The following is a 14,414-nucleotide window of genomic DNA, read 5'->3' as shown; positions in this document are numbered from 1 at the left end:
CCGCTTGTCTCAGGTCGCCCACGCGCGCTAAGACCGTTCATCACAACTCGGAGACAGCCTTGACCCGACGCAATCAGCACCTGACCCTTCGCGATGTCTCCGAAGCCTCAGGCGTCAGCGAAATGACCGTCAGTCGGGTGCTGCGTAACCGGGGCGACGTCTCGCCGAAGACGCGCGAAAAGGTGCTCGAAGCGGCGCGGATGCTGGGATACGTCCCCAACAAGATCGCGGGGGCTTTGGCGTCGAACCGGGTGAACCTCGTGGCCGTGATTGTGCCAAGCCTGTCGAACTTGGTCTTTCCCGAGATGCTGGCCGGTGTGTCCGAGGTCTTGGATGCCACCGACCTGCAACCCGTTGTCGGCGCCACGAACTACGATCCGGCAAAAGAAGAAAAGACCCTGTTCGAGATGCTGTCCTGGCGCCCCTCCGGGGTGATCATCGCAGGCCTTGAACACACCGATGCCAGCCGTGCCATGCTGGCGAACTGCGGTGTGCCGGTGATCGAGGTCATGGATGTGGACGGGGACCCGGTGGACGCCGCCGTCGGTATTAGCCACTGGCGCGCGGGCTATCAGGTTGGCACCGAGATCGCGGCGCGCGGCTATAAGCGCGTCTGCGTGCTGGGCACCAAGATGGACGGCGACCACCGGGCACGCAAACGGATCGAGGGGCTGGAACGGGCGCTCAGCGAATCCGGCACCGGCATCGTCGATCAAATGGCCTATTCTGGCTGGTCGGGCTTTGCCAAGGGGCGCGAGATGACGGCGGATGCGTTGAAGCGCGTCTCGGATTTGGACTTTCTATTCTACACCAATGACCTGACGGGCGCGGGTGGGTTGCTCTACTGCCTCGAGCAAGGGTTGGATGTGGGCGGTGACCTGGGGCTGGCCGGTTTCAACGCCTTCAGCCTGCTTGACGGCTTGCCGCGCAAACTGGCCACCGTGGACAGTCGGCGGCGCGAGGCTGGGCAACTGGCCGCGCGGATCATCACGGGCGAGCAGACCTTCGAGACGGAAGATCGCCGCATCGAATTGGTCCCAACGTTCTTGCCCGGAGAGACGATGCGCCCAAGGTCGACGGATCAAGTGACCTAAGGTAGCCTTGGCGGCATTTCCAAGAGGGATGCCGCCGATGGCCTTGCCCGACAAACTGACCGCCAAGTACTTTCGCAAGTACCGCTTTGACGTGGCGACCGTGATCGACGTCGGTGTCCAGTCGGGCACGCCGTTTCTGTATGAGGCGTTTCCGCAGGCTCACTTCCTGTTGTTGGACCCGGATCCCACCTTTCCGGCGCGCATCTCGGCCATGTGGGGGGACCGGCTCCGCTATGACGCGCGGGTCGCCGCCGTTTCGTCCCAGGCCGGCAGTATTATGATGAATGTGATGGACGATCATCCGAACCTCGGGTCCGTGAACACGCGGTTGGACGTGGCCGAGGGCACCCGCGCCGTGGAGGTCGACTGCGTGACCCTGGACACGGTCACATCGGATCTCGCCGGACCGCTGGGCCTGAAGATCGATACGGAGGGGCATGAGTTGGAGGTTCTGAAAGGCGCGACCGAGACCCTGACCCGCTGCGCCTTTGTGATCGCAGAGGTCTCGATCAAAAAGCGGTTCGCGGGCGGCTATCGGTTTTCGGAGGTCATCGCATTCATGGCTTCGCAAGGGTTTGAGGTGCATTCCTTCCTCAGCGGGCTGACGCGGGCGCCGCGCATGTCCGATGTCCTGTTTGTTCCCGCCGACAGCCCTCGATTCGACATGATTGCGCGCGACCTCTGACGCCGACGTGAAAGGATGCTCCGATGAACAAGCCCTCGGCCCAGACCTTCAATTTTCAGCACACCCGCCGCGAGGGGGTGTTCCGCACGTGGTTCCGGGGTGAGCATACCAACTTCAATCCCGACTTCGAGAAGATGGCCGAATGCGACGCCGCGCTGAAATGGGTGACCGAGGGCTGGCACCCGGCTCAGCGGATCGTCACGCCCGACACCAAGATCACGGCGTTTGGGTCTTGCTTTGCGGCTAATATCTCCAACTGGCTGGCGGGTCGGAACTACAACATCCTGACGCGGGACCAGGGGTCGAATGCATACGTCGTTAAATGCGGCGAGGGGATGGTCAACAGCTACGTCATCCGCCAGCAATTCGAATGGGCTTTTGAGGGCAAGAAGTTCGAGGAAGACCTGTGGCACGGCTATCAGGCCGAAAGCTATGGCTACGACGAAGACATCCGACGCCAGACCCTGGACATCTTCTCTAAGACGGATTTGTTCATCCTGACCTTCGGCCTGTCGGAGGTCTGGTACGACGAGGTCACGGGCGGCGTGTTCTGGCGGTCCATCCCCCAGGACGCCTATGACCCCAGCCGCCACAAGTTCCGCGTCACCACGGTCGAGGAGAACAAGGACAATATCCGCGCGATCTATGACCTGATCCGCAAGCATCGCCCCGATGCCAAGATCATCACGACCCTCTCGCCCGTGCCCCTGATTGCGACCTTCCGGCCCGTGTCCTGTATCAGTGCCAACTCGGTGTCCAAGGCCGTGCTGCGCGTCGCTTTGGATGAGCTGATGCGTGAATTGGGAGACGAAGGCTACCTCCACTACTGGCCCAGCTATGAGATCGTCACGGACGTTTTCCATTCGCCCTTCAAGCAGGACCGCAGGCATCTGCCGCGTGCCGTACTCGACTTCATCATGATGCTGTTCGAACAGGTCTGGTGCGAAAAGCAGCCCACCGACGAGGAGATGTTGCGCCATTGGATCGCCGCGCTATCCGCCGCTGGCATGGTGTCCGATCGCCTGGAGGGGGCCGTGCGCGACGACAGCCTGCAAGCGCTGCAGCGCATCCTCTCCAAACGCAAGATCGCCCGCCACCCAGAGGCGGAGGCGGCCATCCGGGCCCAGGTAGAGCGTCTGGCCACGCTGGTGAAAACCTGATGCGCGAAAATGCCCGCAAGATCTTTGACCGCTTGCCCAAGGGCGCGCGCGGCGCCGAGGTCGGGACCCATGCGGGCCAGTGGACAGCGGGTCTGGTCGAGGTCGCGGCGCCTTCGGCCTTGGTGCTGATCGACCCCTGGGCCGAGGATGCGGAACAGGACCGTCGTCCCTTCGCGTATCAAGCGCCACAATCTGAGCGGGACGCCGACGCCGACGCCATCCGCGCTGCCTATCCCGACGCCCATATCCTGCGCCACCCCTCCGGCACGGTGTTGCCCGGCCTGTCGTCTGGGGCGCTCGACTGGATCTTTCTGGACGGCAACAAGCACTACGACATGATCCTCGCCGATCTGGAGCAGGCCGCCCGCGTGGTGCGTCCCGGTGGCGTGATCGCCGGAGCAGGCTGGTTCTGGGGCACGGAACTTGGCCATCCGGTACAGGCCGCCGTTGCCGACCTCGCCGCACGCCTGCCGGGCGCCGAGGTCACGCGCGCCGGTCAATTTTGGGCGGTGACCTTGCCGGACCACGTGACTCTTGCCCCGCGCCCGGACGACACGCGCTACCTCATCATCTCCACGATGAAGAACGAGGCGCCCTACATTCTGGAATGGCTCGCCCATCACCAGGCCATCGGGTTCACCGACTTTCTGATCTATACGAACGATTGTGACGATACGACCGACCCGCTGTTGGATCGGCTCGCCGAGCGGGGGCTGTTAACCCACCAGGTGAATACCGTGCTGAAGCGCGGGCCCCATAAATCGGCGCTGAAATGGGCGCGGGACCACGTGTTGCGGCACAAGGCCAACTATATGCTAATCGCCGATGTGGATGAGTTCATCAACATCCCCGCCGCCGATGGCACGATCCAGGGGCTGATCGCGCAGCTTGGCCCAGACACCGATGTGGTCAGCTTTCCTTGGAAGGTCTTCGGTAACGGAGGCGTCCAGTCCTTCGAGGATCGCCCCCTGACGCAGCAATTCACGTCCTGCGAGCCCGCGCCCCGACGCGGCGGGCGCCGGCATCGGGACGTGAAGACCCTGTTCCGCCGGCCCGAGGCCATGTACCACTTCGGACTGCATCGCCCCCGCGTACGCGAAGAGTGGCAAGACAGGGTCGTCTGGCGGAGCCCTTCGGGCGAGGATATTTCGTCTGAGATGAACACAGGCCAGCGCTGGACCATGCGCTGGGATGGCTGCGGGGACGCCGCCTATATGCACCATTACCCGCTCCGCTCCCTGGAGGCGTATATTCTCAAAAAGAACCGTGGTCGCGCCAACCATATTGGTGAGGACCTGGGGCAGGACTATTGGGACAAGTGGAACATGGCAGGCGGTAACGACCGCTCTTTGGTCGAAGGTGCGCCGGGTTTCCCGCAGGCGCTTGCCGCCCTGCGCGCCGATAGGCGCACGCGTCAACTGCACAAACAGGGTGTCGCTTGGCATCGGGACCAATTCGCCAAACTGATGGAAGATGACCGCTACCGCGCCCTTTGGGATGCGCTGAGCCAAGACAATCGTGGCGCCTCCGCCGCGTGAAGGAGACGAGATGGCCGGAAAGAGAGACGAGACCCGCCGCAAGATGCTGGACGCCCTGCCCAAGAACGGCGTCGGCGCCGAGGTCGGGGTCTGGGAAGGCCGGTTTTCCGAGGTCATCCTGGAGGTCTGCACCCCCAAGGCCCTCCATTTGATCGACCCCTGGGAATACGATCCGCGTTTCAACAACACCGGCTTCGGTCGTAAAAAGAACGCCGAGCGGATGCCTGCCATGCATGAGATGGTCGCCGAGAAATTTGCGGCTGATGATCGCGTGCACCTGCACCGCGCCACCTCTGCCGAGGCCCTGGTCGAGATGGAAGATGGGTCACTTGATTGGATCTATATCGACGGCAACCACAATGAGCCTTTTGTCGGCATGGACCTTGCCTTGGCCACCAAAAAGGTCAGGCCAGGTGGGGTGATCGCAGGCGACGATTACCACTGGAGCGATGGGGAGGGGACGCCCGTCAAAGCGGCGGTGGCCAAGACGGTCGAAAAGCTGGGCGACGGGGCCACGCTGGAAGTGATGGGTCAGCAATACATCATTCGCCTGCAAGCCTAGGGAGCCTTCTGTCCCGGTCGCTGACACGCAAAAGCCGCCCCAAATGGATTGGGACGGCTTGGGACTGTGAGTGATGGCGAGCTGCGGATCAGTCGTCGTCGCGGCTCTCCTCGGCGAAGCGGGCGAAGATGTCCGTCGCGATGGCGTTCTTGCCGACGACGGTGGCGCCGTTCAGCCCGCGCCGGTCGTTGGCGTTGTCCTCGGTCGCGTTGAAGATCGCGAAGGCCTCACCGAGCGAGCCGGACCGGGTCGAGACGGTGACGGTCGCATCGCCGCTGGGCAGCCGCGAGCGTTCGTTGGCGCGGTCGATGTCCTGGTTGAAGTGAGCGATGGCCCCGGCGGCGCCTGCGGGCACTTGGGCGGAGGCGGCTCCGGCGATGGAAGCGGCGGCGACGATGGCGGAGAGGATGAGCGTTTTCATAGTGTTAGTCCTTATGTGAGTGGCCCAGTTAGCGTTGCGGCGGGCCTGCGTGGGTTGCGGTGTGCTGGGCTGTTGCCCTGCTGATGGGATGGATATGCGGGAGCGTGGCCTGACATTCAACAAACGGACGCGTGAGGATGGCGCGATAAACGTGCACCCACGCACAGACATATCCCCCAACCGCACGGCCCTCACGGGCGCGCGACGGCAGCTCACCAAACCGCGACAATTCCCCTAAAATCCGACACGAAACCCGCACCCCAGCCGCCCCCCACCCCGAGCAACAACCACCCCGCCCCAGCTTCTTCTCGGCAAAAATACTCCGGGGGGCCCGCAGGGCGGGGGCAGAGCCCCCTCTACACCAAAGGAGGCGCCCGTCAGCACTCCGGCAAGTTCACCGCAAGCCCCCCGAGGGAGGTTTCCTTGTATTTGTCCGACATGTCGCGACCCGTTTGGCGCATGGCCTCGATACAGTTATCCAAGGGCATGAAGTGCGTCCCATCCCCCCGCAGCGACAAGGAGGCCGCCGACACTGCCTTGATCGCCCCAAGCCCGTTCCGCTCGATGCAAGGGACTTGCACGAGGCCACCGGCGGGGTCGCAGGTCATGCCGAGATGATGCTCCAATGCGATCTCAGCAGCGTTCTCTATTTGCGCATTGGTGCCCCCCAAGGCCGCGCAGAGTCCGGCGGCTGCCATGGCTGAGGCCGACCCGACCTCCCCCTGGCAGCCGACTTCCGCGCCCGAGATCGAGGCATTGTGCTTGATCAACCCGCCGACAGCCGCTGCCGTCAGCAGGAAGGTGCGGATCCCGTCCGGGGTCGCCCCAACGCAGTGGTCGCGGTAGTACCGGATGACCGCGGGGACGACACCAGCGGCGCCATTGGTGGGCGATGTGACCACGCGCCCACCGGCTGCGTTCTCTTCGTTGACGGCCATGGCGTAGACCGACAGCCAATCGTTCACAACGTGGGGCTGTGCGAGGTTCAGACCGGATTCCGCCTTCAACTGATCGTGGATGTGCCGGGCGCGCCGCTTGACGGACAAACCGCCTGGCAAAATGCCGTCCTGCGACAGCCCCCGATCAATGCAGCCGTCCATGGCGGACCAGATCCCGTCGATCCGCGCGCCGAGATCTCGTTCCGGCGTCAGCTGGCATTCGTTGCGCCATTTCATCTGGGCGATGCTCAGTCCGGACGCGGCCCCCATCTCAAGCATTTCCTGGGCACTGCCGAAGGGAAAGGGGAAGCCTCGGGCCTCCTTTGCATCGTGGAGCGGCGGGGGGTCTTGAAGCTCGCGCGCGGTGACGACGAAGCCACCGCCGACGGAGTAATAGGTCTCCTGCATATGCAGATTGTCCGCCCCATCGAACGCCCGAAGCACCATTCCATTGGCATGGCCGGGCAAGGGGGTGTCGTAGTCAAACCGAACACCCGCCTCTGGGGAGAACGCCATTGGCGGCAAACCCTCTGGTGTCACGCGCGCCTCGGTCTGTAGCCGCAGCAGGGCGGCCTCGCCCGCGTCGATGTCGATGGTTGCCGGATGGAAGCCCAACAGGCCCAAGCAGACGGCCCGATCCGTCGCGTGTCCCTTGCCGGTGAAGGCCAGGGAGCCGTGCAGCGTCACCTCCAGACGCGCGGGCGGCCCCGCGCCAGGCTCCGGCTCCGCCCCACCGCGCAGCGCATCCAGGAACCGCACAGCAGCGACCATGGGACCCATCGTATGGGAGGAAGAGGGACCAATCCCCGGTTTGAAGATGTCGAAGATGCTCAGAAACAAGGGCGCCTCATCGATGCAGGGCCGCATCCCGTGCCGCCGCGTTTTCAGGGTAGTACTTCCACCGTTTGTGCAGCCAGTGCCATTGCGACGGATGACGTTCGACCCACGACGCCAGGCGCGCATTGAAGGCGGTCATCATGGTGAGCGGGTCACTCGGCGGGATCGGGGCTTCGATCACGATCCGTGGGGCGCCGTCCTCCCACGGGGCGAAGGCCGGTACCAAGGGGACGTCGTAGCGCAGGGCCAGTTCGGCTGGCGACAGCGACGTCGCCGCCGGCGCGCCCAGGAAGTCGATGAATGGCCCATCGCCCACATATTGATCGGGCAGCAGCGCGACAAAGCCGCCAGACTTCAGGTGCTTGAGCATGGCGCGCATCCCCGGCGCGCCTTTGGGAATGATCGGCTGTCCGCCCAATTCGATTCCTGCTCGAAAGATCGGCTCATAATACGGGTTGTTGTTTGGCCGATAGAGCGCACCCGTCTCCAACCCCTCACGCTTCAACACATGGCGGATCATTTCCCATTGGCCGAAATGGCCACTGACGATGATCGCGCCGCGTCCGGCGGCTTTGGCCGCTGTCAATGCGGCCAGCCCCGAGCCCTCTGGCGTTAAGGCCTGGGCTTCGCGCGCCAGGTCACGGTTGAACCAGATACCGGTCAAGGTGCGCCCCGCGTTGCGCGCGACCTGCCCGGTGAGCCGCGCGCGATCCGCTGGCGCCATGTCCGGCCAGATCAAGGATAGGTTCGACTCGGCGCGCCGCCTGAGGGGGCTGATCCGGACGATCCATTCGGTCACGGTTCCCACGACCCGTCGCCTAACCGACAGCGGAAAGAGCGCGACGCCCATCAGCAGCGCGCGCAGGGCGACGGCTTGGATCCAATAAAAGACAGGTCTCACGGGGGTCGTGGGTGACCTAACCGGCGCGACGTTGCAAGGGGCTTGGTGCGACAGCCCGGGGGACTTGGCGCCCGGCCCCAATTCCGGGTAGGCAGGTGCGTCCGAATCCGAGAGGTGCCCGATGTTGCGTTTCCTTTTGCCACTGGTCTTTTTGCTGGCCGCTTGCGGCTCCGACCCGCAGCCTGTGGCACCGCCCGCCTCGGCGGAACCGGCGCTCTACCCCGGTGAGACGGCGGAAGTCCGCAGTTTGGTCAATAAGTGGGCCGATCACTACGATATCCCGCGGAGCTTGCTCCATCGCGTGATCCAGCGGGAAAGCGACTACAGACCGGGTGCGCGGAACGGTCCCTATTGGGGGATGATGCAGATCTTGCCCGCGACCGCCCGTAACATGGGCATGGTCGGTCACCCACGCCAGTTGCTGGATGCGGATACGGCCCTGAAATACTCGACGCGTTACCTGCGCGGGGCGTGGATGGTGGCTGATGGCGATGAACACGAAGCGATGATGTGGTACGCGCGCGGTTTCTACTTCGAAGCAAAGCGCAGGGGGCTGCTGCGCGAAACCGGCCTGCGCGGGGAGCTTTGGCAGCGCTACGATCGGGGTGAGGCCGAGATGCCGCCCATCGATGACCAAGGTCGTCTGCTGCCGCCGGAGCCTGAGCCAGCCTGCAGCCCGGCCACGGGCCTCGTGCGCATTCTGGGGCGCGACGTCTGTACCTAACCCGCGCTTAAGCCACGGGGGCCGAACCACGCACCAACCCACGGTAGAGCGTGCGCGTCCCCACCACGGCGCTGTGATCGGCGGCGTGCAGGGTGCATCGGTTGTCCCAAACCACCACGTCACCGGGCGCCCAGGCGTGTCGGCGCAGATGGTTCGGGTCGGTGGAGACGGCCAACAGCATATCGATAAGGTCGCTGGCATCTGTTCCATCGGCCAGTTCCAGCCGACGGCAGCGGGCGCGCGCCGTCAAGTAAAGCGCGGGTCGATTCGTGACGGGATTGCGGGGCAACAGGGGATGCCAGGTGGCCTCCGTCTCGGGCACATCGGTGGGACCATGGAGCATCCGCGCGCCCTCCAACCGTGTTCGCAGATCCGGGTCTAGCCGGTCCAGGACGGCATATTGATCCGTAAAGAGCGTGGCCCCGCCGGACGTCGGCACCTCTACCGCCATGAGGCCCGACAGCCATGGCGGCTCCGCCACATAGGTCGTGTCCGAATGGAAAACGCTGCGGGGCGGTCGGCTGCGACCCGCGTTGGTCACGATATTCAGGTCAGGGGCCTCTGCCACGGGCGTTTCGCCCTCGGTGAACATCAACGGACCCATCGCCTCGAGGAAGGCGGTGAACGCCTTTGGGTCCGTGGGGCCATCATGGACGGCAACGACTCCCTCCTGCGCGGCGGCGGTGCGGACGGTGGCGGGATCGGCCACAACGCGAGAGATCGGCATGGTGTCTGCTGTCATGATAGCCTCCTGTCGATCCGGGGATGTGGGGCGCTCTCGGCAAAGGTAAAGCGGCTGTGACGCAATCTGCCCGGACGCGTTTCCACGCTTTCGTCTTGGTTTCGCCCCCGTGTCCTGGGCATACAGGGGTCAAAGCATTTCCGTCTTGGCAGGATCGGTTTCCATGTCCCTTATTTCTCCCGTGATCCTCTGCGGTGGGTCTGGCACGCGTTTGTGGCCTTTGTCGCGCAAGTCGTACCCCAAGCAGTTCGCCCAACTGACCGGCGACGAGAGCCTTTTCCAGATCTCGGCCCGTCGCCTTTCGGGTGAGGGATTTGCCGCGCCTGTCATCCTGACCGGCGACCCGTTCCGCTTCATCGTGACCGAGCAGTTGGCTGCCATCCAGCGCGACCCAGCCGCCATCGTGATCGAACCCGAGGGCCGAAACACCGCCCCCGCCGTGCTGGCCGCCGCGCTTTGGTTGGAAAATCAGGACCCCGACCGGCTGATGCTTGTGGCGCCCTCGGATCATGTGATCCCGGACACAGAGGCCTTCCACGCGGCGGTTGCGGGGGCTTTGCCCCGCGCCGAAGCCGGGCAGCTTGTTCTGTTTGGGATCACCCCTGACCGGCCCGAAACCGGGTACGGATATCTCGAACTGGCAGACACCAGCGGCGCCGCCCCACATCCCCTGCGTGGCTTCGTCGAGAAACCCGATGGGGACCGCGCTGCCGAGATGCTGGCCGATGGTGGTTTCCTGTGGAATGCGGGTCTGTTCCTGTTCTCCGTCCGCGCCATCCTGCACGCCTACCGCACACATGCGCCCGCCATGGTCGAGGCCGTCTCGGCCGCGCTGTCGGGCGCCACGCGGGACCTGGGCTTCGTCCGCCTGGACCCAGCCGCTTGGGCGGGGGTCGAGGATATCTCGATCGACTATGCCATCATGGAGAAAGCCTCCGCCCTGGAGGTCATGCCGCTCGACGCAGGCTGGTCCGACCTGGGCGGTTGGGATGCCGTCTGGCGCGAGATGGGCCCCGACGGCGCGGGCAACGTCACCTCGGAGAGGGCCACGGCCATCGATTGCACCGACACGCTGCTGCGCTCGGAAACCGAAGGCCTGGAGGTCGTGGGCATCGGCCTGACCGACATGGTCGCCGTGGCCACCCGCGACGCCGTGCTGGTGGCGCCCAAATCCCAGGCGCAGCGAGTCAAAGAGGCCGTCACCGCGCTCAAGGCCAAGTCGGCCCAACAGGCGACCGAATTTCCCCGCGACCACCGCCCCTGGGGGTGGTTCGAAAGCCTGGTCGTCGGCGACCGCTTCCAGGTCAAGCGGATCCACGTCCACCCCGGCGCGGCCCTCAGCCTGCAGAGCCACCACCACAGGTCCGAGCATTGGATCGTGGTCCAGGGCACGGCCAAGGTCACCGTGGACGATGAGGTGCGCCTGGTGACGGAAAACCAATCGGTCTACATCCCCCTGGGCGCCGTCCACCGAATGGAAAACCCCGGCAAAGTCGACATGGTCCTGATCGAGGTCCAGACCGGCAGCTACCTCGGCGAAGACGACATCATTCGCTACGAAGACGTCTACGCGCGCAGCTAAGTCATGCGTGCGGGTTGGCGCGTCGCGCCCTCGTGGGCGATCCGTCTAGACGCATGTGATGCGCGTAGGAGCGTGCGGCGCTGGCGCGTTTCGGCTTGCGGGTCGCCTCGAAGTTACGGGCTTTCCCCCGCCTCTCGGCCAGTTGACCGCGCAAGGCTCACCCTAAGCCGACAGCCCGTGCCACCGCCCCCAATTGGGACCGAATCGGATCAGTTTTGAGGCTGTTTCCAGGCCATGGCGAGCGCGGGTTTTCGCCGATCAGACTTATGTGAACGATCACGCATTTGGTCGGTGGGTAAGGGGCCCGAGGCGGGCAATCTGACGAGATTGACAGATGTCCGACGCTAACACTGTCCCAGCGTCAACCTACGTTTACAGGGCATGGCGCGTAAACACATACCAAATTCTACTTAGTTTACCGATTATTTACAAAAACCGGACGTCGTAGAAAATTTGTTCACAAGATTATTGTTGGTATGCAACAGTATAGTCACACTTTTACTCTGGTCCCGGTACGCCTTTGCCCTAGGGAGCCGTGGGAGATCGACCGCAAAGGACGGCTGGCGCTCCCACGGATCACAGTGCGAGGAGGCTATAATGGACACCATCGACGAACCCCGGACCGCCACTGCGGAGGGCTCTGCCGCCAGACCCGCCCCCCATGTGGATGCCGCCGGATACCTGACGACCTATGCCGCCTCGGCCGCCGACCCGGAGGCCTATTGGGCCGAACAGGGCAAGCGCCTGGACTGGATCAAGCCTTACACCAAGGTGAAGGACGTGGACTTCACCCTCGGGCAGGTCTCGATCAAGTGGTACGAGGACGGCACGCTGAACGTCGCCGCCAACTGCATCGACCGTCACTTGGCCACCCGTGCCAACCAAACCGCGATCATCTGGGAACCCGATAGCCCCGAGGACGAAGCCCAGCACATCACCTATGGCGAACTGCACGCCCAGGTCTGCCGTATGGCCAACGTCCTGACCGACCAGGGCGTCACCAAGGGCGACCGGGTGATCCTGTATTTGCCCATGATCCCCGAGGCCGCCTACGCGATGCTGGCCTGTGCCCGCATCGGCGCCATCCATTCTATCGTTTTCGCAGGTTTCTCGCCCGAGGCCCTAGCCCAGCGGGTCAACGGCTGTGAGGCGAAAGTCATCATCACCGCCGACGAGGCGCCCCGCGGCGGTCGCGTGACCCCGCTCAAGACCAACGCCGATAAGGCGCTGCTGCATTGCTCCGACGATGTTCAGTGCCTGGTGGTCAAGCGCACCGGTGGAGAGACGACTTGGACCGACCGGGACCACGATCTGACCGCGCTCTGTGCGGCGGCCTCGGATCAGAACACGCCCGTGGAAATGGGCGCCGAGGATCCGCTGTTCATCCTCTATACCTCCGGCTCCACCGGCCAGCCCAAGGGCGTCGTGCACACCACGGGCGGCTACCTCACCTATGCCTCGCTGACCCATGAGGTCGTCTTCGACTACCACGAAGGCGACGTGTTCTGGTGTACGGCGGATGTGGGCTGGGTCACCGGCCACAGCTACATCGTCTATGGCCCCCTCGCCAACGGCGCGACCACGGTGATGTTCGAGGGCGTGCCGACCTATCCCGATGCGGGCCGGTTCTGGCAGGTCTGTGAAAAGCACAAGGTCAATCAGTTCTACACCGCCCCCACCGCCATCCGCGCGCTGATGGGCAAGGGGCCGGAGTTCGTTGAAAAGTACGACCTCAGCACTCTGACCGTCCTGGGCACCGTGGGTGAGCCGATCAACCCCGAGGCCTGGAACTGGTACAACGAAGTCGTGGGCAAAAAGAACTGCCCCATCGTCGACACCTGGTGGCAGACCGAGACCGGCGGTCACCTGATGACGCCCATGCCGTTCGGCACCAAGCTGAAGCCCGGCTCGGCCCAGCAGCCGTTCTTTGGCATCAAGCCCGTCGTGCTGGACCCGCAGTCCGCCGAAGTGGTCGAGGGCAACGATGTCGAGGGTGTCCTGTGCATCGCCGACAGTTGGCCCGCCCAGATGCGCACCGTTTGGGGCGACCATGAGCGGTTTGAGCAGACCTACTTCAGCCAGTATCCCGGCTACTACTTCACCGGTGACGGCTGCCGCCGTGACGCCGATGGCGATTACTGGATCACCGGTCGTGTGGACGACGTCATCAACGTCTCGGGCCACCGTATGGGCACCGCCGAGGTCGAAAGCGCGCTCGTCGCCCATGAAACCGTGGCCGAGGCCGCCGTGGTGGGCTACCCCCACGACATCAAGGGTCAGGGTATCTACGCCTATGTCACCCTGATGGGCGGCGTGGAGCCGACGCCAGAGCTGCGCAAGCAGTTGGAGACTTGGGTCCGCGCCGAAATCGGCCCGATCGCCAAGCCGGACCTGATCCAGTGGGCGCCCGGTCTGCCCAAGACCCGCTCCGGCAAGATCATGCGCCGCATCCTCCGCAAGATCGCCGAGGACGACTTTGGTAGCCTTGGCGACACCTCGACTTTGGCCGATCCTAGCGTTGTCGACGACCTCATCGAAAATCGCATGAACCGGAAGGACGCGTGATGGACGGGACGACCCAACCGACGAAGACGGTCAACGTGATCTTGCTTGGGCCTCCGGGCGCAGGCAAGGGCACCCAGGCCGAGATCCTGGTTGAAAGCCAGGGCATGGTTCAGCTGTCCACCGGCGATATGCTGCGCGAGGCCAAGTCCAGCGGGACCGAAATGGGCAACCGCGTGGCCGACGTTATGGCGCGGGGCGAATTGGTCACCGATGAGATTGTCATCGGTCTGATCGAGGAAAAGCTGACCACCGTGTCGGCCAAGGGCTTCATCTTTGATGGCTTCCCCCGGACGTTGGCCCAGGCCGACGCCCTGGCGGAGCTTCTGGAGAAGACGGGTCAGTCGCTCGACGCCGTGATCGAACTTCAGGTCGATGACGCCATCCTGGTGGACCGCATCGTTGGTCGTGCCGAAGCGGCCCGTGCCGCCGGTCAACCCGTGCGCGCCGACGACAACGCCGAGAGCCTGAAGCTGCGCCTGATGGAATACTACAAAAAGACCGCCCCGCTGACTGGCTACTACCACGCGCTGGGACTGCTGAGCGGTGTGGACGCCATGCAGGACATCGAGACAGTCGGCGGGTCCCTCGCCGATCTTCTGGCCACCGAGACGGCCTAAAACCGGGCTGGCGGGGGCCGCGGACCAAAGGGAGGTCCGGTCCCCACC

The 14,414-nt window shown here is 64.2% G+C and carries 13 protein-coding genes; 9 read left to right on the top strand and 4 right to left on the bottom strand.

The genetic code is table 11. The annotated features are described in order from the left end of the window. Positions 1–59 precede the first annotated feature (59 nt). The 5 genes from K5R33_RS04790 to K5R33_RS04770 are packed head-to-tail and all read left to right on the top strand — an operon-like array spanning position 60 to position 5,039. Positions 60–1,094, top strand: a complete 1,035-nt coding sequence (locus tag K5R33_RS04790) for a LacI family DNA-binding transcriptional regulator (protein ID WP_255576015.1) — start codon at positions 60–62, stop codon at positions 1,092–1,094. Positions 1,095–1,131: 37 nt separating this feature from the next. Next, complete coding sequence (locus K5R33_RS04785; RefSeq protein ID WP_220747812.1) at positions 1,132–1,779, top strand: FkbM family methyltransferase; 648 nt, start codon at positions 1,132–1,134, stop codon at positions 1,777–1,779. A gap of 23 nt (positions 1,780–1,802) precedes the next feature. Beyond that, complete coding sequence (locus tag K5R33_RS04780; RefSeq protein ID WP_220747811.1) at positions 1,803–2,939, top strand: GSCFA domain-containing protein; 1,137 nt, start codon at positions 1,803–1,805, stop codon at positions 2,937–2,939. Beyond that, positions 2,939–4,477, top strand: coding sequence for a class I SAM-dependent methyltransferase (locus K5R33_RS04775; RefSeq protein ID WP_220747810.1), 1,539 nt, complete (start codon positions 2,939–2,941; stop codon positions 4,475–4,477). Before K5R33_RS04780 ends, K5R33_RS04775 begins: the two co-directional genes overlap by 1 nt. Positions 4,478–4,487: 10 nt before the next feature. After that, positions 4,488–5,039, top strand: a complete 552-nt coding sequence (locus K5R33_RS04770; protein WP_220747809.1) for a class I SAM-dependent methyltransferase — start codon at positions 4,488–4,490, stop codon at positions 5,037–5,039. 88 nt (positions 5,040–5,127) lie between these two features. Here the strand turns inward: K5R33_RS04770 and K5R33_RS04765 are convergent, their stop codons facing one another. From K5R33_RS04765 to K5R33_RS04755, 3 genes are all read right to left on the bottom strand, one after another. Next, on the bottom strand, positions 5,128–5,460 hold the full coding sequence (locus tag K5R33_RS04765) for a hypothetical protein (RefSeq protein WP_220747808.1): 333 nt from the start codon (positions 5,458–5,460) through the stop codon (positions 5,128–5,130). Positions 5,461–5,837: 377 nt separating this feature from the next. After that, positions 5,838–7,238 (bottom strand): L-serine ammonia-lyase, encoded by a 1,401-nt coding sequence (locus K5R33_RS04760; RefSeq protein ID WP_220747807.1) that lies wholly within the window; start codon positions 7,236–7,238, stop codon positions 5,838–5,840. A 7-nt stretch (positions 7,239–7,245) separates the two neighbouring features. Further along, complete coding sequence (locus K5R33_RS04755) at positions 7,246–8,136, bottom strand: lysophospholipid acyltransferase family protein (protein WP_220747806.1); 891 nt, start codon at positions 8,134–8,136, stop codon at positions 7,246–7,248. A gap of 121 nt (positions 8,137–8,257) precedes the next feature. On the opposite strand from K5R33_RS04755, the gene K5R33_RS04750 reads away from it, so the two are divergent. Further along, entirely contained in the window at positions 8,258–8,860 is a 603-nt protein-coding gene (locus K5R33_RS04750) for a lytic transglycosylase domain-containing protein (RefSeq protein ID WP_220747805.1), read from the top strand. Positions 8,861–8,867: 7 nt separating this feature from the next. On the opposite strand, the gene K5R33_RS04745 is transcribed toward K5R33_RS04750, so the two are convergent. Continuing rightward, a complete protein-coding gene (locus K5R33_RS04745; RefSeq protein ID WP_220747804.1) occupies positions 8,868–9,602 on the bottom strand; it encodes a TauD/TfdA dioxygenase family protein in 735 nt (244 codons plus the stop codon). A 163-nt stretch (positions 9,603–9,765) separates the two neighbouring features. Here K5R33_RS04745 and K5R33_RS04740 point away from each other — a divergent pair, with 163 nt between their 5' ends. The 3 genes from K5R33_RS04740 (at position 9,766) to K5R33_RS04730 (ending at position 14,366) form a co-directional block, all read left to right on the top strand. After that, a complete protein-coding gene (locus tag K5R33_RS04740; protein ID WP_220747803.1) occupies positions 9,766–11,184 on the top strand; it encodes a mannose-1-phosphate guanylyltransferase/mannose-6-phosphate isomerase in 1,419 nt (472 codons plus the stop codon). A 597-nt stretch (positions 11,185–11,781) separates the two neighbouring features. Further along, positions 11,782–13,749 carry an acetate--CoA ligase gene (acs, locus tag K5R33_RS04735; RefSeq protein WP_220747802.1) on the top strand — a complete coding sequence of 656 codons (1,968 nt, stop codon included), beginning with the start codon at positions 11,782–11,784 and terminating at the stop codon, positions 13,747–13,749. Continuing rightward, a complete protein-coding gene (locus tag K5R33_RS04730) occupies positions 13,749–14,366 on the top strand; it encodes an adenylate kinase (RefSeq protein WP_220747801.1) in 618 nt (205 codons plus the stop codon). Before acs ends, K5R33_RS04730 begins: the two co-directional genes overlap by 1 nt. Positions 14,367–14,414: the final 48 nt, after the last annotated feature.

It is taken from the genome of Jannaschia pagri, from assembly GCF_019655435.1.
GTDB classification, from domain to species: domain Bacteria; phylum Pseudomonadota; class Alphaproteobacteria; order Rhodobacterales; family Rhodobacteraceae; genus Jannaschia; species Jannaschia pagri.
Note: the sequence above shows the minus strand (reverse complement) of the source record. Positions and strands in the feature narration are given on the sequence as shown.